Annotated in this window: 19 protein-coding genes; 10 read left to right on the top strand and 9 right to left on the bottom strand. The window is 38.2% G+C overall.

The window, feature by feature from the left end:
• Window position 1: 1 nt before the first annotated feature.
• Together K8089_RS02730 and K8089_RS02725 are read right to left on the bottom strand one after the other, a co-directional pair.
• On the bottom strand, window positions 2-1234 hold the full coding sequence (locus K8089_RS02730) for a M48 family metallopeptidase (RefSeq protein WP_237601739.1): 1233 nt from the start codon (window positions 1232-1234) through the stop codon (window positions 2-4).
• 67 nt (window positions 1235-1301) lie between these two features.
• A complete protein-coding gene (locus K8089_RS02725; protein WP_237601738.1) occupies window positions 1302-2162 on the bottom strand; it encodes a TrmH family RNA methyltransferase in 861 nt (286 codons plus the stop codon).
• Window positions 2163-2323: 161 nt separating this feature from the next.
• Here K8089_RS02725 and K8089_RS02720 point away from each other — a divergent pair, with 161 nt between their 5' ends.
• Complete coding sequence (locus tag K8089_RS02720; RefSeq protein ID WP_237601737.1) at window positions 2324-4162, top strand: T9SS type A sorting domain-containing protein; 1839 nt, start codon at window positions 2324-2326, stop codon at window positions 4160-4162.
• A gap of 118 nt (window positions 4163-4280) precedes the next feature.
• Entirely contained in the window at window positions 4281-5126 is an 846-nt protein-coding gene (locus tag K8089_RS02715; RefSeq protein ID WP_237601736.1) for an ELL-associated factor, read from the top strand.
• A 57-nt stretch (window positions 5127-5183) separates the two neighbouring features.
• Here the strand turns inward: K8089_RS02715 and K8089_RS02710 are convergent, their stop codons facing one another.
• A complete protein-coding gene (locus K8089_RS02710; protein WP_237601735.1) occupies window positions 5184-6251 on the bottom strand; it encodes a DUF3810 domain-containing protein in 1068 nt (355 codons plus the stop codon).
• Between the two features lie 242 nt (window positions 6252-6493).
• On the opposite strand from K8089_RS02710, the gene K8089_RS02705 reads away from it, so the two are divergent.
• A complete protein-coding gene (locus tag K8089_RS02705; protein ID WP_237601734.1) occupies window positions 6494-7945 on the top strand; it encodes an aminoacyl-histidine dipeptidase in 1452 nt (483 codons plus the stop codon).
• A 249-nt stretch (window positions 7946-8194) separates the two neighbouring features.
• On the opposite strand, the gene K8089_RS02700 is transcribed toward K8089_RS02705, so the two are convergent.
• From K8089_RS02700 to K8089_RS02690, 3 genes are read right to left on the bottom strand one after another with little or no spacing between them, the layout of a single operon-like run.
• Entirely contained in the window at window positions 8195-9301 is a 1107-nt protein-coding gene (locus K8089_RS02700; RefSeq protein ID WP_237601733.1) for a peptidylprolyl isomerase, read from the bottom strand.
• A 17-nt stretch (window positions 9302-9318) separates the two neighbouring features.
• A complete protein-coding gene (gldI, locus tag K8089_RS02695; protein WP_237601732.1) occupies window positions 9319-9867 on the bottom strand; it encodes a gliding motility-associated peptidyl-prolyl isomerase GldI in 549 nt (182 codons plus the stop codon).
• A complete protein-coding gene (locus tag K8089_RS02690; protein WP_237601731.1) occupies window positions 9857-10879 on the bottom strand; it encodes a DHH family phosphoesterase in 1023 nt (340 codons plus the stop codon). The genes gldI and K8089_RS02690 overlap by 11 nt, the downstream gene beginning before the upstream one ends.
• 255 nt (window positions 10880-11134) lie before the next feature.
• Here K8089_RS02690 and K8089_RS02685 point away from each other — a divergent pair, with 255 nt between their 5' ends.
• Window positions 11135-11554: a nucleoside-diphosphate kinase gene (locus K8089_RS02685; RefSeq protein WP_062620831.1), complete on the top strand. Its 420-nt coding sequence runs from the start codon at window positions 11135-11137 to the stop codon at window positions 11552-11554.
• 107 nt (window positions 11555-11661) lie between these two features.
• On the opposite strand, the gene K8089_RS02680 is transcribed toward K8089_RS02685, so the two are convergent.
• From K8089_RS02680 to recF, 3 genes are all read right to left on the bottom strand, one after another.
• A complete protein-coding gene (locus tag K8089_RS02680; RefSeq protein WP_237601730.1) occupies window positions 11662-11958 on the bottom strand; it encodes a DUF721 domain-containing protein in 297 nt (98 codons plus the stop codon).
• Between the two features lie 16 nt (window positions 11959-11974).
• Window positions 11975-12412, bottom strand: a complete 438-nt coding sequence (locus K8089_RS02675; RefSeq protein WP_237601729.1) for a lipocalin family protein — start codon at window positions 12410-12412, stop codon at window positions 11975-11977.
• An 89-nt stretch (window positions 12413-12501) separates the two neighbouring features.
• Window positions 12502-13587, bottom strand: coding sequence for a DNA replication/repair protein RecF (recF, locus tag K8089_RS02670; protein WP_237601728.1), 1086 nt, complete (start codon window positions 13585-13587; stop codon window positions 12502-12504).
• Between the two features lie 314 nt (window positions 13588-13901).
• Here recF and K8089_RS02665 point away from each other — a divergent pair, with 314 nt between their 5' ends.
• The 6 genes from K8089_RS02665 to K8089_RS02640 all read left to right on the top strand — a co-directional run bounded on the left by K8089_RS02665 (window position 13902) and on the right by K8089_RS02640 (window position 19153).
• Window positions 13902-14669 (top strand): tetratricopeptide repeat protein, encoded by a 768-nt coding sequence (locus K8089_RS02665; protein WP_237601727.1) that lies wholly within the window; start codon window positions 13902-13904, stop codon window positions 14667-14669.
• The gene (gene ribH / locus K8089_RS02660) at window positions 14670-15167 is read left to right on the top strand and encodes a 6,7-dimethyl-8-ribityllumazine synthase (RefSeq protein ID WP_237601726.1); all 498 of its coding nucleotides are present in this window, start codon (window positions 14670-14672) and stop codon (window positions 15165-15167) included.
• Between the two features lie 186 nt (window positions 15168-15353).
• The gene (locus K8089_RS02655) at window positions 15354-15638 is read left to right on the top strand and encodes a riboflavin synthase subunit beta (protein ID WP_237601725.1); all 285 of its coding nucleotides are present in this window, start codon (window positions 15354-15356) and stop codon (window positions 15636-15638) included.
• A gap of 6 nt (window positions 15639-15644) precedes the next feature.
• Entirely contained in the window at window positions 15645-17534 is a 1890-nt protein-coding gene (mutL, locus tag K8089_RS02650; protein ID WP_237601724.1) for a DNA mismatch repair endonuclease MutL, read from the top strand.
• Window positions 17535-18275: a rhomboid family intramembrane serine protease gene (locus K8089_RS02645; protein WP_237601723.1), complete on the top strand. Its 741-nt coding sequence runs from the start codon at window positions 17535-17537 to the stop codon at window positions 18273-18275.
• A 2-nt stretch (window positions 18276-18277) separates the two neighbouring features.
• Entirely contained in the window at window positions 18278-19153 is an 876-nt protein-coding gene (locus K8089_RS02640) for a rhomboid family intramembrane serine protease (RefSeq protein WP_237601722.1), read from the top strand.

Below are 19153 nucleotides of genomic sequence, written 5' to 3'. Positions count from 1 at the left end.
TTTATTTCTTCAAATTTCTGAACCGTTGCAACAGCGTAGGGTGCGAGTAATGCACAAATACATACAAGGGATGTGGGGTGAGATTGCTGAGACTGTTTTTTGATAGTTTTTTTAATCCCGAAATCAATGGACGCGCGGCATAAGTGTGTTTTGCGAAATTGTCTGCTTGGTATTCAAACTTTCTGCTTAAAAAATTCATTATAAAATTAGTAATCCCAGAAATGGGACTGTATAGTACGCCGAAAGCTATTAGCCCAATATGAAAAGAGGGTTTTGAAACATTTAAAGCTTCGGATAATAACGGATTTCCTATAAATAACGACAACAACCACAGGGTAAAACCAGTAGTAATAATGGCTGCAAAAAGGTTGATGATAATATGGTTGCGTTTGTAATGGCCCACTTCGTGCGCGAGGACGGCAACTATTTCTTCTTCGTTTAAATCTTTTATTAAAGTGTCGTAAAGTGTAACGCGTTTTTCACTTCCAAAGCCAGAAAAATAGGCATTTGCTTTTGTACTGCGTTTACTGCCGTCTATTACAAAAATTTTGTCGAGGGTAAAACCTACTTTCGTGGCATACGTTTCTATTTGTGAACGCAGCGAACCTTCTTCAAGCGGGGTTTGTTTGTTGAATAAGGGAACGATAAAACGTGCATAAAACAAATTCATCAATACGGTAAAAACCGTAACGATGCCCCAAGCATAAAGCCAAAAATTCGCGCCTGTGCTCTGATAAAACCAAATAATGGCGCCCAAAAGAAGCCCGCCAATAACCGCGCCCATCAGCCAACCTTTCAGTTTATCGAGGAAAAAAGTTTTGCGCGTAGTTTTGTTAAACCCGTATTTTTCTTCAATTACAAAAGTGCTGTAGTAACTGAAGGGAGTGCTTAAAATATCGCTGGCAATCATTATTATTCCGAAGAAGAGCAAAGCGATTACTATTTCGTTGCTGGAGATTGATCGCGCTAATTCATCCACAAAAGCAAAGCCGTCAAAAAAGAAAAATAGGAGGGTAGCAACAAGTGATACAGCCGAAGTGAGAACCCCAAATTTATAGCGCTCTTTTTTATACCGCTGCGATTTTTTGTATTCTTCCTCATCAAAAACATCCTGCAATTCTGCGGGAAGCGGATCTCCAAAATGTTGGGAATTTAGAAAATCTAACACTTGATCTATCACAAAACTGATAAGCAGAATTGCGATTATTATGAGGAAAAGGGTTTCTGGTGTCAAGGGGAAAGAATCAAGGTTAAAATTTCAATTTCTTTTTTAAAAGCTAGAGCAGTTTTCTTTTTAGAAATTAGAGGGCTGTTCGTTGTCTTTTCGCCTCAAATATAAGGATTCCCGCGGCCACTGAAACATTCATACTGTCAATTTCGCCTTCCATTGGGATGATGATATTTTGGGTGCTGTTTTCTAGCCATTCTTTGGAAAGACCGGTGGCTTCAGTTCCAACTACAATCGCCGTACTTTCTTTGAAATTACAAGTGTGGTAAGGCACCGAAGCTTCCAAAGCAGCACAATAAATATTGACATTGTTTGCTTTCAAAAACGCAATTATCTCCGAAGTACTTCCCGTGGCAATTCTATTTGTAAACAAACAACCCACACTACTGCGGATGATGTTTGGATTGTACATATCTGTTTTCGGGTTGGCAATAATTACCGCATCTACATTTGCGGCATCTGCGGTGCGAAGAAGCGCGCCAATGTTCCCTGGTTTTTCGGGTGCTTCGGCTATTAAAATTAACGGCTCTTCGGCTCCGCTCAGGGACCGGTCATTGAGGGCTTCGGCTACGCTCTGCCTAGACTCTGTCGAAATGACCAAGTTTGAAAGATTTAAATCTTTCGAATGTGCTATAGCCAAAACGCCTTCTGTAGAGCCACGATAGGCGATTTTTTCGTAGATTTCTGAAGTAATTTCAATGAATTCTGCTTCGCTGTTGGCGGATTCCTTCAATGTGAAAATTTCTTCTTCGGAAATGATTTCGGAACAGAAAAGTAGGGTTTTCAAAAGATAGCCACCTTTTATTGCCAGTGAAATTTCACGAAACCCTTCAATAATAAAAAGATTTGTTTTCCGGCGTTCGCGCGATTTTTCCTGTAATAAAACAATTTGTTTTATCAGCGGATTATGAAAACTTGTGATGTTCTTGTGCATTGCGCAAAGATACGCTACTGAAAATTATTTATTGCGGAGGATTTTGCTTTCTATTTCAGGATATATAACAATTCTTTGCTGAATTGAACTTCCTGTTTTCAATGTTAAAACTTTCTTAACGTTTTAAAATGTTTTTATATCTTGCGGGAAAAATATTACGTATGATGAGGTTAGTACTTTTAATAAGCTTGCTTATAACTTCAATTTCGTTATCTGCCCAAGTTGTGGCAAATCCGGCTCCAGATTTATTTGCCTGCGATATAAATAATGATGGAGCAGAAATGTTTGATTTAACGGTAAACGATGCTATTATTATTGGTATCCAAAATCCCTCGGATTTTCAACTTACGTATCACTTAAGCCAATCTGATGCGGATGCTGCAATAAATCCGATAGCAAATCCGTCAAACTACGTTGCTATTGCTCCCGTTGAAACAATTTATGCGAGACTACAGGAATTAGGAACTGGCGATTTTGATACAACTAATTTTGAATTAATTATAGACCCAACACCCCCAAACCTAGGCCCTTTTGAAATGATGTTATGCGATGATGAAATAGGTGGAAGTACTCCAACCGATGAAATTTCTACCTTCGATCTTACCAGTATCCACAATGAAGTTACAAATGGCGATCCAAGCCTAACAGTAACATGGTTTATGAACGCTGCCGATGAAGCAGCGAATATTCCTATTCCAAATCCTTCCGCATATCAGAATATTGCGACTCCACAAACCGTAATTGGTAGAGTCGCTTTTGCCAATGGTTGTAAAACCCTTGTTACGCTTACTTTAAGTGTATTGCCAAACCCTAACCCCAATCAAAACCCTGATCCACTTCTAGTTTGTGATGATGACAATGATGGCTTTGGTATTTTCGATCTGACTGTAAAAGATGCCGAAATTGGTAACGGTCAACAAAATATAAATATTACTTATCATGAAACCGAAATTGATGCACACAATGGAACATTCCCACTTCCTAGTCCTTATGAAAATATCGTTCCATATTCACAAACTGTTTATGTGCGAGTTGAAGATTCCTCAACGGGATGTTACACAATTGTTGAACTCGAATTATTAGTAAACGAAATCCCCCCAATAACCCAACCCAATAACCTATTTATAAATGAAGGCGATGGCGACGGGTTCGCGATTTTTGATCTTACGGTGAATATTCCCGTAATGTTGGCGGGTTTAAATCCTTCAGATTTTGTGGTTTCTTTCCACGAAACGGAAGCAGATGCTCTAAATAATGTACTTATTATAATACCTCCTACAGCATATTATAACATTTCAAACCCACAAACTATTTACGTTCGTGTTGAAAATGTGAATACTGACTGCGCTGTGGTTACTTCTTTTGAAATCGCTACAGATGAACTAACCCCAGATGCAGACGGCGATGGCATAGCAAATGAAGATGAAGACATAAACGGCAACGGCAACCTAAACGATGACGACACCGATGGCGACGGAATCCCGAATTATTTAGACAACGATGACGATGGCGATTCAGTGCTTACTTTAATTGAAACAACAGGAATTGGCGCAGGCGTTGCCCCATCGTATATTTATATTGATACCGATGGCGACGGTGTAGAAAATTATTTAGACAATGACGATGACGGCGATGGCACTTTAACGATTGATGAGGATTATAACAACAACGGCACGCCACTTGACGACGACACAAATGGCAACGGTATTCCAGATTTCTTGGATGACGAAGTGTTCCTCTCTGTAAATTCTTTCGGTTTTGAAAACTTAGAAATTTATCCGAACCCAACTTCGGAAAGCTTTACCGTTCGGTCTTCACAATTAATTTTGGAAACAACTATTTCAGTGTATGACATTCAAGGGAAACTATTATTTTCTGAAAAAATGCTACCGCAAAACGGAAAGTTAACAATGGATATTTCTTCTTTGGAAAACGGCGTGTATTTCGTGAAGATTTCTTCCGAAGAAAATTCAATAGTGAAGAAAATTATAAAGCACTAATCGTGCTAGTCTAAAATCTCATATCTCAAGTCTCACGTCTATTAATCATAAACATTTCTAAAAAGCTTCCCCAGCACGGGTAGCTTTTTTACATTTAATGATTAAGAAACCAACCATTATGAAAAAACTAATTTTATTATTTACACTAGTCCTTTCACTTTGGGCGTGTAAAAACGATCAAAAAACTAGCGGCGAAGACCCGCGGGTTGAAGGAACAGAATTAGACACCACCGGAGTTGAAGCCCCTGCTGGCGAAGCGAGGGATGCAAGTGTGAATACTCCAAAAACCTTTCCAACACAACTTCAAAGTGTATTTACGGCACACGGCGGATTAGACCACTGGAAGCAAATGAATAACCTTTGTTTTGAAATGAAAGGGAAAAATGGTGACGAAGTTCACACAATTTCACTGCCAAATAGACAAAACAAAATAGAATCTAAAGATTGGTCCATTGGTAACGACGCAAATGGTGTTTGGCTTTTAAGACACGATTTAGGTTATGAAGGCAACCCCGTTTTTTACCATAATTTGATGTTCTATTTTTATGCAATGCCTTTTATAATTTCTGATCCGGGCACCAATTATACCGCTGTAGAACCTACTGAATTGGACGGTGAAATGTACAACGGAGTTAAAATTTCGTATAACGATAACGTGGGCGATTCACCGGAAGATGAATACATTTTATATTTCGACCCCACAACCAATAAAATGGAATGGTTGGCATATACTGTTACGTTTAAGGATCAAAAGAAAAGCGACGACTGGCACTATATAAAATACGACAAATGGCAAGAAGTAAACGGACTTTTACTGCCTGAAAAATTGGTTTGGTACAATGTTGAAAACGGCAAACCAAAAGGAAAAAAGATGGATATAAAATTTGATAAAGTAACCGCCACCGAAACGATGCTCGATGCTTCTGTTTTCGCGAAACCCGATGAAGCGCAATATGTGAAGTAGGGGTGAAATGTCCGTTTTTCGATTTCAGTTTCGTCCAGAAACCCATCGGGATCGATTTCAAAGCGTTCTATCTTCAAAATAATTTACAACCAAAGCCACCATATAATCATAACTCATGATGCCGCGGCTTTGGTTGTTTGCTTTTAAAAAGTTGTCCCAAAATATTTTTGAAAAATCCTCCAATGGATTTTGATAGCTTTCCCAAAAATCGCGCATTTCTTTATAGCTTTCCAAAATCCCAGGGTTTATGGTGGTTAAAAGCTCGAAGTATTTTGGCTCGTCTCTTCGTGCAATTTCATTGATTAAATATCGCAGTGTAAAAATATATCCCGCATATTGAATATACAGATCGTCGTTGTGCAGTGTGGAAAGCGTAGCAATAAAATTAGCTTCGTTTTCAGCGGCAAAACCTATTTGGTGCGCTTCTTCGTGACAAGCAACTACTGGAAACTTATAAGTTGTAATCAAGTTGTTTACTTGCGCTTCGCCCGAAAAAGGATTTAAATAGCCGCTGTAACCCATAATTGTAAGTCCTAAACTCCAACCGCTCTTTTTAAGACTTCGCGGCGAAATGGCGAGCTTTGGAAACTCCTTTTCCAAATTTTGGTAGCCGTTTAAAGTTTTTTTGAAAATTTCCTTCTGCGTATAAGGCAAATCTATTTTTACACTATCGGCATACCCCAGCTCGCGGTGCATCGCGTTGCTTTTTTCAATAAAACGTTGGGTTGTGTTTACTAGTTGCTCTGTAGTGTAATCGCTCTCTAAATGTAGCGATTTGTGAAGAGGCAATCGGTAATAATTAAATCCCCAAAGCACGTGAAACATTAAATATACTACCGAAACGGCTGCCAGAATATCCATAAAAAAGTGGACAGTATCGTTTTTAAGCCTTTTCGCATTTTTATAAAGCCAACGAATGGCAACTATAATTATGAGCAAATAAAACAGATCGCCAACTGAAAATGGAACCCACCCAAAAATGTAACGCGATATTTTTGAAATCCACGGATAGATGCCGAGACTGTAATATTTTTCAACGAACTCCGGGAATTGTTTTAAAACTTGAAGTGCAATTATCTGCACAAATAGAAATATAGCGAGGAATGCTGAGGTTCGTTTTTGCATAATCCAAACTTACGAAGGAATTCTTTCACTACATAATTTTTATAGCGATCACAAAACCGTAAATTTGCGGAAATATAACCACGAATACACGAAAATATTTCTATATAATATTTCAGAAATATGCATTTCTTAGAAATACGTCATTTTATAAACTCAATTATTCGAGAATTCGTGGTAAAAAATGTTTTACTGAAAATTTTGTTTAACCTTAAAAAGATTTCCGCCTTCGCGGGAAAAACAATATGAACGAAGAAATAAGAAACCTTAAGCCCAAAGCCCTTTGGAACAAATTTGCAGACCTAAACGCCGTGCCACGCCCTTCAAAAAAGGAGGAACGTGTAATTGCGTTTATGAAAGATTTCGGAAAGAATCTTGGTTTAGAAACTATTGAAGACGAAGTGGGTAACGTGATAATCCGCAAGCCTGCTACCAAAGGTTTGGAAGATAGAAAAATGGTTGTTTTACAAAGCCATTTAGATATGGTTCATCAAAAAAATAACGACACCGATTTCAATTTTGATACGCAAGGAATTGAAATGTACATTGATGGTGACTGGGTTCGTGCAAAAGGCACTACGCTTGGAGCCGACAACGGTTTGGGAGTTGCAACCATTATGGCAATTCTTGAAAGCAACAAAATTGAACACCCAGCAATTGAAGCACTTTTTACAATTGACGAAGAAACAGGAATGACGGGTGCCAAAGGCTTAAAAGGCGGTTTGCTGAAAGGCGATATTCTTTTAAACCTCGACACCGAAGAAGATGATGAAATAGGCGTAGGCTGTGCTGGTGGCGTAGATATTACCGCAACTGGGACATATTCTGAAATAAACGCTCCGCAAAATGCTGTTGCTTTCACCATTAAAGTGAAAGGACTAAACGGCGGCCATAGCGGAATGGACATCATTAAAGGTTTGGGGAATGCGAATAAGCTAATGAACCGAGTGCTTTTTGCTACAAACGATTTTATGCAATTAACAAAACTGGAAGGCGGAAGTCTTCGCAACGCAATCCCGAGAGAAAGCGTGGCGCAAGTTGTAGTTACTTCGGAAGAAAAGTTTAACTCAGCTTTTGAAAAGATAAAAAACGATATTCTTACGGAATACAAATCTTTGGAAGAAAACTTGACTATTACTGCTGAAAAAAGTAGTGAGGCCAATGCGAAAACTATGGCAGCGGCAGATCAAACTAATTTTTTAAATGCACTGAATGCTGCTCACAATGGTGTTTACCGAATGAGCCCAGATATTGAAGATTTGGTTGAAACTTCAAATAACATTGCAAAAGTTTCGGTTGTAAACGGAACTATTAAAGTTGAATGTTTAACTCGAAGCTCGGTAGAATCTTCAAAAGACGCCTTGGCAAATGCGCTTACATCTACTTTTGAACTTGCAGGGTACGATGTAAATTTAGCTGGCGATTATCCAGGTTGGGCACCAAATATGGACAGCGCTATTTTAAAAGTTTTAGATAGTCTTTACCAAAAAATGAATGGCGAAAAAGCTAACGTAGCCGCTTGCCACGCTGGATTGGAATGTGGTATTTTAGGTCAGAATTATCCTGGAATGGATATGATTTCTTTCGGACCAACTATTAAAGGAGCACACTCTCCCGATGAACGCGCAAGTATTTCTTCTGCTCAAAAATACTGGGAATTTGTATTGGAAATTTTAAAGAATATTCCGAAGAAATAGAGCCATGAAAAACGAGCGCTTGCTCCTCCGCTAAAGCTACAGCGGCACGCGGGCGCTGCACGAATCACGACAGATTCGACTATTTTTTAAATTTGTTCTTTTGAATAAAACTGAAAACATACTATATATATCACAATTTGTCGTGGGTCGCTTTAGTCGTGTTTCGTGATTCCTTTTCAATTCTGAATAAAAAAAAAGAGGAGCCAGTTTTTAATTGGCTCCTCTTTTTCTTTATAAGTAAGTCTGTAATTACTCTACAATCTCAACAATTTCTAGTTGGAAAATCAATTCAGAATCTGGAGGGATAACACCTGGAATTCCTCTTTTTCCGTATGCCAAATGTGAAGGGATAAAGATGGTTGTTTTATCGCCTACCTTCATATTTAATAGACCTTCGCGGAAGCCTGGAATCAATTTTGCTTCGGTGCTGTAATCTGTTGGTACTGGTATATATTGTCCGGCAGCTTTGCGCATTTCGTCAACCATTTCAAACTTTTCTGCATTTGATAGAATGTTGGAATCAAAAAGATGTCCGTCTGCAAGATAACCTGCATAGTTCATCAAAATTTTGTCGCCTTCTTTTGGTTGTGGGCCTTCTCCTTTTTCGTTAAAATATATTTTTACTCCCGAAGGTAAAGAATCTGCTTTTGCCCGTAACGCCTCAAGTTCCTTGGCTTGTTCTGCTGCTACTTTAGTAATGCGCTCTTCTTTTTCCTTCTTTTCTTTTTCAAGTTTGGCCATCTCTTCGGTAAAATAAGGCACTTTTACTTTTCCTTTGTTTATTATGTTTACCGTTTCTATAATAACCGGCTCTTTTGGTTTGTCGCCAGGTTTTTCGGTTTCCACATTTCCTATTGAATCCACAACTTCCTGCCCTAATACTATTTCGCCAAAAATAGTATGACGGCCGTTTAACCACGGAGTTTCCTTAAGCGTGATAAAAAACTGGCTACCGTTTGTGTCTGGGCCAGAGTTTGCCATTGCTAAAAGTCCTTTTTCTGTAAAATGAATAGAATCGTTAGGTTCATCAGGAAAGGCATAGCCGGGGTTGCCTGTACCGTCGCCTTTTGGGTCACCACCTTGAATCATAAAATCCTTAATAACGCGGTGGAATGTAAGTCCGTCGTAAAAACGCTTTCCTTTGTAAAGGGAGTCAACCATTCCATTTGTGCCTTCGGCCAAAGCTACAAAGTTAGAAACTGTAAGTGGTGCAGTTTCGTTTTTAAGTTTAGCAACAAATGTTCCTTTATTGGTAACAAATTCAGCATAAACGCCGTCCTTTAGTTCAGGGTATTTTTCTTGACAGGAAGCAAATGCAAGGGTAAGTAGTAAAAATAAAAATGTTAGTTTTTTCATCTTTTTAAAAATTAATTTTAGTTTGATTGTTCAATTGAATGTAGTGTAATTGTGCTCTGCACCGGTATGTTGGTGCCGAGTTTTGCTTCAATTCCATAATAGCCAAAGGCTTTATAGGAAGGAAAAAGGAAGGTAACTGTTTCGCCCGCCTTCATAAGTTTAATGCCTTCGCGCACACCCGAAATTAGGTCTTGATTGCTTTGGTCTACTTTGTATTGTTGCACGCCGTTTTCTTCTTCTGAAAGAATAATGCTGCCGTTGAGGTCTTTAATGTTGTAACTGAATTTTACGATATCGCCCAAATCTGGCTTTTCGGTACTGGTTGTGTCTCTTTTATTGTAGAAATACCAAAATCCATTTTCAGATGAAATATAATCTGTGGTAGAGTCATTGGCCATCATTTTTTCGATGTAGCTTTTCTCTTCGTCGTAGATTTTTTTGTTGCGTTCTGCAGATTCCTTTATAAAAGTTCCGGATGCACTTTGTACTGGCCGCCGTGCTTCGGGGCTTTTGCAAGAAATAATTAGGGCAAAAAACAACGTACTATAAAACAGCTTATAAAGCATTTGTGAGTTCATTTTTATATCGTGGCAAGATACTAATAAATTCGTTTATTGTTTTGTTAAGGTCTTGCGAACTTTTTCCACCCGCAGCGTTAATGTGGCCTCCGCCGCTGTAATGGTTGCGTGCAAAATCGTTCACCGAGAAATGACCTTTACTTCTAAACGAAATTTTTACAATACTTTCTTGCTTATTCTCTATAAATATAACTGCAAAATTTATTCCCTTTACAGATAGCGCATAATTTACAAATCCCTCGGTGTCACCTTTTTTGAAATTGTGATCGTCTAAATCTTTTTGAGTAAGCGTTATGTATGCCGTGTGCAATTCGGGCAAAATTACGAGATTGTTTAAAGCTACGCCTAGCAATTTCATTCTTTCTGGACTGTTGGTGTCGTAAACATTTTGGTTTACAGTTGCACTTTCTGCGCCGGCTTCAATCAATTTTGCCGCAACTCTGTGGGTGGTTGGGCTAGTGGAGGAGAATCGGAAGGATCCGGTATCGGTCATTATTCCCGTATAGAGATTGACGGCGATTTCTTTTGAAAGTTTTTCGGTTTTACCCAAAGCGTCTATAAAATGATAAACCATTTCGGAAGTGGAACTCATTTTTACATCGCTATACGTTGCCGCTGCGTAATCTGCGGGCTGTTGGTGATGGTCTATCATCACAAATTTAGCAGCAGTATTTTCCAAAACGGTCTGCAATTCGCCAACTCTGTCTAAACTATTAAAATCTAAAGTGAATACCACGTTGGCTGTTTTTACTAAATCGGCAGTTGTTTCTCTATCTTTTTCGTAGATAATTATCTCTTCAACTCCGGGAAGCCATTTTAAGAAATCTGGAAAATCATTGGGCATAACAACTGTAGTGTTGTGGCCTAAACTTTTCAGAAAAAAAGAAAGTCCCAAACATGAGCCAACCGCGTCGCCATCAGGGTTTTTGTGGCCTACAATTACAATTTCTTGTGGTGAAGCTAGTAGTTTTTCAACAATTTGGGTAGTATCTTTTTTCATAGGGGGCGAAGATACAATAAAAGCCCCCTAACCCCCAAAGGGGGAATTCGCACAATTGCGTTTTTGTACGTAAATTTTAAAATATATTTATAAAAGGTGAAACAGGGAAACTGCAATCGCTTTTCCCGCGCCCAGTACACACAGGTTTTTAGATACTTGCAGAAGGGTTGTTTTTTGTTTTTTTGTAATTGAAAAAGATAAGTTTTGAATGTTGAATATATAATACCTACTTTTGCCGAAATTTTAAAAAACAAAATGAGAACAGACAGAACATTTACAATGTTAAAGCCAGATGCGGTTGAAAAAGGACACATCGGTGCCATTCTTGAAAAAATTAACGCTTCAGGTTTTAGAATCGTAGCGATGAAACTTACCCATATGACTACGCAAGATGCACAAGCATTTTACGCAGTACATAGTGAGCGCCCATTTTACGGCGAATTGGTAGAATATATGACACGCGGACCAATCGTTGCAGCAATTCTTGAAAAGGAAAATGCAGTTGAAGATTTCCGTACATTAATTGGAGCTACCAACCCAGCTGATGCAGCTGAAGGTACCATCCGTAAATTATACGCAGCTTCTATTGGCGAAAATGCCGTTCACGGAAGTGATAGCGATGAAAACGCGGCTATTGAAGGCGCTTTCCATTTTGCAGGTCGCGAAATGTTTTAAGCATTTACGAAATATTTAATATTGAAAACGCCTTCCATTTGGGAGGCGTTTTTTTATTTGAAGGCGCTCGATTAATTTTGTGCCTACTATTTTAATGAGTTTGTAATTTATCGCAAAACCAATTTTTTAATCAATTCCTTTCCCAACTCCTCATTTAGCAATTTGATTATTTTTTCTTTTCCATAACTCAATTCTTCGCGTAGCACCGAAGATGAAAGTTGTACGTACAACGTTTCTCTATCTAACTTTATATCAGTCGTATATTTTGAAATAGCAGTACCCATAACCGCATCCCAAGCTTCTTTGGCATTTACTTTATCTAAACCTTTGTCTAAGCGATTTGCACCTATAAACTCTTTTAAAGCATCGCCAATTGATATGTTTTCTGCGTGTCTTTTTGCCATTTTTTGTTGATGGTTGTTAGTTGTTGGTTGATGGGTTTTCAAAATCAAACTTCTTGAATTTTGAATAAGTGTAAATTTTATTATCTCTATTTACAACAGTTAGCGTGCTATCTTTTGCTGAAATAACCGTTTCCTTCCATGCGTCAAAAGGAGTTTTGTAATACATTCGCAAACTGTCTTCTTCAACTTTTAAAGTGAATTTTTCCGAAACACCATTGGTTATAAAACTGCCGTCAAACTTAGGCGAAACCTTTGTGCGCACACCGCTGTCGCCTTTCACTTCAATAAAATCGACAACCGTGTTTAAGTTGAATTCTTTTTTTTCGCCACCGGGCATTTTAACGGTTTTAATTTTCCAATACCCGCTCAGGTTCTGTTTTTGTGCTTCCGGATTTGGTTTTTCGCAGGAAAGGAAGAATATTGCAATTATTAAAAATGTGAATTTATAGCTCATAGTTTTTACATTTTTTTTGCGCCATAGCGTCTTTGCGGCTTTGCGAGATAAAAATAGCACTTAAAGACGCCAAGCTTTATAATTAACAATTAACTTTTAAGTGGAAACATTTTATAGGTTTGATGCACTTTTTTTATTACTTCCTCTGTACGTTCTGCGTGGGTGTCGCTGATAAAAAGTTGCCCGAAATTTTCATTGTCAACCAAACTAATTAAATGCTCCACTCTGGTTTCGTCTAATTTATCAAAAATATCATCCAATAGCAAGATTGGGTTTGTTTTTGAATGTCTTTTTATAAAATCGAATTGCGCTAATTTTAATGCAATAAGATATGATTTTTGTTGTCCCTGCGATCCAAATTTCTTGATTGGGTGGCCATCAATTTCAAAGACCAAATCGTCTTTGTGTATGCCGAAGTTTGTGTACTGCGAAAACCTATCTTTTGAAAGATTATTTTGAAGCAGCGTTGACAAATCGTTTGCCTGCAATTGGCTTTCGTAAACTAGATTTATACTTTCTTCGCCACTGCTAATAGATTTGTATCTATTCAAAAAAATAGGTAGAAATTCTTCTAAAAAAGCTGTACGCTTCCCATAAATTGATGTGCCAAAATTATGAAGCTGCTCGTTGTAAATATCAATTGTGTCTTGGCTAAACGTATTATTCGCCACAAAATATTTCAAAAGCGAATTGCGCTGCGCAAGTACTTTATTGTAGTTAAGTAACGTATTTAGGTAATCTGAATCGCGCTGCGAAATTACGCCGTCTATAAATTTTCGGCGCGTATCGCTACCTTCAATTATTAAATCTCTATCTGCTGGCGAAATGATAACCAATGGTAAAAATCCAATGTGTTCGCTAAATTTATCGTAGGCTTTTCCGTTTCGTTTAATAATTTTTTTCTGTCCTTTTTTTGCGCTTACCACAATTTTTTCAGGATTTTCCTTTTTCTCATAAACACCTTCAACCACAAAAAAATCTTCGCCGTGTTTTATGTTTTGGGTTGTAATTGGGTTGAAATAACTTTTCCCAAAAGAAAGATGGTAAATTGCATCGAGAATATTGGTTTTACCAACGCCGTTATTTCCCACAAAACAATTTATTTTTGGGTCGAAATCAAAGGTTTCGGCTTCAAAATTTTTATAGTTGAGTAAGGATAGTTTTTGTAAAATCATATAAAAGATGCCATAAAACTTTTAGCTTTATGGTGTAAGACGAAAAAGATTAAAAATTCAATTTAGAAAGCATTTTAAAAAGTTGTAAAAATACACGCTTTGTCGTGATTTTGCTTAAAGTATTAGGTTCTTTTGACTATAAACTTTTTTTAAGCGGTCTAATTTCATAAATATTAATGGCTAAGGGACGATGTACAATAGCTTTGTAGAATATTAAAAAATAAGAAATATTTATCCTTTCAAATTCCATTAAAAATTTTATTTTTGCGCCATTCCCGCGAAGGCGGGAATCTTAAATAAATAGAAGTAACAATATGGCAACCTACAAAAAACGCGGAGGCAAACCAACAACAAAGGCTGATAAGAATGCACAGCTAGAAGAAAACAGTACTACTGCAGAAGTTTTTAACACGCTAGACGAGGGCGCATCAAAAACTGAAGCTTGGGTAGAAAAAAACCAAAAAGGTATTTTGGCCTTTATAGTGGTGGTAGCTGTTGCTGTTTTAGGTTACTTTGCCTACGACCAATATATAAAAACTCCTAAAGAAGCAGAAGCAATGAACGAAATGTTTCAAGCTCAAAGCTATTGGGAACAAGCGCTAACCGCACCTGCAAAAGATTCACTTTACAATCTTTCACTACAAGGTGGCGAAGGTAAGTACGGTTTCTTAGATATTATTGAAAATTACGGTGGTACCGATGCTGCAAATCTTGCACATTACTACGCTGGAATGGCTTATTTAAACACAAACAAATATCAAGAAGCAATTGCGCAACTTGACAAGTTTAGTAGCGATGACGATATGTTAGCACCGTTGGCAAAAGGCGCGATTGGCGACGCTTTTGTACAATTGGGCCAAAATGAAGACGCTTTAAAATATTACGAAGAAGCTGCCAAAATGCGTACTAACGATTTTACAACACCACGTTTTCTTTTAAAAGCAGGTATTGCTGCAATGGCTTTAAACCAAAATGATAAAGCATTGGCGCATTTCAAAAAAATAGCAGACGAATATCCAAGTGCAACCGAAGCTACTAAGGCTGAAATATACACCGGTCGCTCCGAGGCAATGAATAAATAAATGGCTACAGCAAATACAAATTTATCGGCTTACGATAAAAACACAATCCCAAACGCGAAAGATTTTCGGTTTGGGATTGTTGTTTCTGAATGGAACCACGATATCACCGAAGGTATGTTTCAAGGTGCGTTTAACGCGTTGAAAGATTGCGGCGCCATCAATGAAAATATTGTGCGATGGAATGTTCCTGGTAGCTACGAACTTATTTACGGCTGCAAAAGAATGACCCAAAGTTATGATATGCTAGATGCTGTTATTGCTATTGGCAGCGTAATTCAAGGGGAAACAAAACACTTCGATTACGTTTGTGAAGCAGTTGCCCAAGGTATAAAAGACCTAAACGTACAGGGTAATATTCCCGTAATTTTCTGCGTGCTTACCGATAATAATATGCAACAAGCCATAGAACGAAGCGGTGGCAAACACGGCAATAAAGGTACCGAAGCCGCAATTGCTGCAATTAAAATGGCACAACTGCGAAAGGATTCTAAGTTTTAATCTCCCTCTCATTTTCTAATAATTAAAGAGGCTTCGAGTAAATTTCACTGTATAATCTGTTTGTATGATTCTTTCCTTCCTTAGAATAAAAATGGGAACGGATTTCGGCATCATAATTGTTTAAAACAAGCTTCAGAAACGTTTTAGAAAACATACTATTTTCAGTAACTTTGAAACACGACAATTATGGGACTAATAGGCAAAAGAAAAAACAAGAAGTACAGCTACAAACCGCGTCATTATGAATTTGACGGAGACGGGAGCCCTTTTACAATGGGGCATAAATTTGATGAATTTAGAACCACCGTTGGCGAGAATAAAGGTTTAAAAGGTAAGTTTACCGCTGCCTGGGCAGATTTCCGACAATCTTCAGATAGAAATGCAAACCGAAGATTGCTTATTATTATTTCAATCTTAGTGCTTCTTTTCCTATTTATTATCGATTTTGATTTATCTATTTTCTACGCATAAATTTTAATGGCAGACATCATTCAGTTATTACCAGATCATGTTGCAAACCAAATTGCAGCTGGGGAAGTTGTACAACGGCCCGCATCGGTAGTGAAAGAACTATTGGAAAACGCCATTGACGCAAAAGCAACTTCAATTACCCTGATAATTAAAGACGCCGGAAAAACCCTCGTTCAAGTTACAGATAACGGCTCGGGAATGAGCATTACTGATGCCCGCCTTAGCTTTGAGCGGCACGCAACTTCAAAAATTAAATCGGCTGAAGATCTTTTTAATCTTCACACAAAAGGTTTCCGAGGTGAGGCCTTGGCTTCTATTGCTGCGATTGCGCACGTTGAGCTTAAAACGAAAACCGAAAACTCTGAAATAGGAACACACCTTACAATTGAGGGTAGCAAGGTAACTTCGCAAGATCCCGCAGTGGTACCCAAAGGAACTACAATTTCGGTAAAAAATCTTTTTTATAACATTCCCGCTCGACGAAATTTTTTAAAAAGCAATCCCGTTGAAACCCGCCATATTATTGACGAATTCCACCGCGTAGCTTTGGCACACCCCAGTGTTGCTTTTCAAATGCTTCACAACGGAAGCGATGTTTTTAACCTTCCTGCTTCGAACTCGCGCCAACGGATTGTAAATATTTTTGGCAGTAAAACCAACGAAAAGTTGGTTCCTGTGAGTGAAGAAACCGAAATTATAAAAATTGAAGGTTTTGTAATGAAACCTGAATACAGCAAAAAAAGCAGGGGAGAGCAATTCTTTTTTGTGAATGACCGATTTATAAAAAGTCCCTATTTGCATCACGCCGTTTCTTCGGCTTTTGAAGGTTTGATGAAAAACGACGTGCATCCGGGGTATTTTTTGTTCTTAGAAGTAGATCCGCATTCCATAGATATAAATATTCACCCCACAAAAACTGAAATTAAATTTGACGATGAGCATGCTATTTACGCCATGCTCCGCGCCACCGTAAAACACAGTTTGGGGCAATTTAATATTGCGCCAGTTCTGGATTTTGAACGAGACAAGGGCTTTGATACGCCGTACGAATACAGCAAGAAATCGCCCACCGCGCCGTCGATTGAGATAGATAGCGATTTTAATCCGTTTAAAGAAAAGGCAAAACAAGGCAATATAAAATTTCCTTTTAAAAGAGAACAAAATCAGTCGTGGGAGTCGCTCTATGTTGGGTTGAAAGATGGTTTTGACGCTGCTAAACCACTGGAAGACCAAACATCGAACCCCTCGACTTCGCTCGGGATAAACTCCTTCGAGATGGAGTTTGAAAGCGAAGAAGTTACCGGAAATCTTTTTGAAAATAAAGAGACCGAAACGGGACAAGTTACATTTCAGCTTCAAAATAAATATATTGTTAGTCCGTTGAAAAACGGGATGATGATTGTGCATCAAAACTTGGCACATCAACGCATTCTTTACGAAGAGTTGTTGAAAAACATTACGGTTAAAGAAGCGGTGAGTCAGCAATTGTTATTTCCGTTGCAACTTCATTTTTCGAAACCCGATGTAGAAATTATTGAAAAGGTTCGCGAACAATTGGAGCACACAGGTTTTATTTTTTCTGAATTGAAGGAAGAAACTGTTGAGATTAGTGGAATTCCGGTGCTGATACTTGAGAGCCATGTTGTAAATTTGCTCAACCAGTTGGTGCACGACATAAAAGAAGATGTACCCGATAGCGGCTTTAGCCAAAACGATATGTTGGCAAAATCAATGGCGGCAAGTATGGCAATAAAAACAGGTGTTTTGTTAAATAGAGAAGAACGTGAACATTTAATTAATCAGTTGTTTGCGTGTAAGGAGCCAACCGTTAGCCCAACGAACAAGCCGGTTTTTACTACATTGGAGATGAGTGATCTGGATAAAAAATTTATGTAAATGGGAAGAATAACCGAGACAGTAAAATTTCTTTTAATACTGAATGTGCTCTTTTTTATTGGGACGCAATTTACGGGTGGTTTAGCCGATAGGCTTTTTGCTTTATATTACTTTGAAAACCCTAGCTTTCAGTATTGGCAGCCGTTGACATCTATGTTTATGCATGCCAATTTTTTTCATATTCTGTTTAATATGTATGCATTGTGGGCCTTTGGTTCTCCGTTGGAAATACGATGGGGACAAAAGAAATTTCTATTTTTCTACTTTTCGGCCGGATTGGGCTCGGCGTTGATTTATAGTTTGGTAAATTATTATTTTTTCCACGTAGGTTTTGAAGCAATAGAAGCGTTGGGCAATACAAGTGTTGACGTTTGGAATATGTTCCACAATACACTGGCGCCAGGTTCGTATAGACAAATTCCTGGCATTGATGCCGGCGTTTTAGAAAGAGCGTTTTCGGCGTGGAACGTTCCAGCCGTAGGTGCCTCGGGGGCAATTTATGGAGTTTTGGTCGCGTTTGGAATGTTGTTCCCAAATGTAGAATTAATGCTTATCTTTTTGCCAATTCCTATAAAAGCGAAGTATTTTATTCCTGCAATTATACTATTAGATTTAGTTCTTGGAATTACAGGTGCCCCAACAGGTATCGCTCACTTTGCACATTTAGGAGGAGCTCTCTTTGGCTTTATTATGGCTTGGTATTGGAAAAAAAATAGTTTTAATGATCATCGCTGGAATTAATTATGGCAGCAACTAGTCTTTCATATAAATACAAAACAGCTAATATACTGGTAAAGCTCATTATTATTAATGTAGCCGCATTTTTATTGGTTTATTTAGGGTCGTTTATTTTAAACATGAGTCCGCAATACTTTACGCGTTGGTTTGTGTTAAGCGATGATTTTGATACACTTTTGTTTCGTCCGTGGACATTAATAACCTATGGTTTTTTACATTTTGGCTTTTTGCACATTTTGTTTAATATGCTGTGGTTGTATTGGTTTGGGCAATTTGTTTTAAACCTGTTTACCGGAAAACGATTGCTCACGGTTTATTTGCTGGGAGCACTTTTTGGAGGCTTGCTCTTTGTTGTGGCGTATAACCTATTTCCTGCTTTTGAGCAAAGTCGCGGCTTTTTAATTGGAGCTTCGGGAGCTGTAACAGCTATTATGGTTTTTATCGCCACGTATACTCCAAATACCGAAGTACGTATTTTCACCTTTACCATAAAACTTTGGCATATTGCACTGTTTTTGTTCCTATTAGATTTGGTGCGGATACCATCATCGGGCAATGCCGGTGGTTTAATGGCACATGTGGGTGGAGCCATTTTTGGCTATATCTATGCAATACAACTTGCCAAAGGACACGACATAGGTTTATGGTTTGAAAACATTATGGATTGGGTGGCTAATCTCTTTAAACCGAGAAGCAAAAAACCGTTTAAAACAGTACACCGTACAAAGCGAAATACCACTGCAACGGCTAAGCCAAATAAAGACAAGAGTGCTCATCAAAAAAAGGTGGATGGCATTTTAGACAAAATTGGAAAAAGCGGCTACGAAAGCCTTACCAAAGCTGAAAAAGACTTTCTCTTTAAGGCCGGAAAAGACGACTGA

This window comes from Aequorivita vitellina, assembly GCF_022008365.1.
Taxonomy (GTDB): Bacteria; Bacteroidota; Bacteroidia; order Flavobacteriales; family Flavobacteriaceae; genus Aequorivita; species Aequorivita vitellina.
This window is presented reverse-complemented; position numbering and strand designations above follow the sequence as displayed.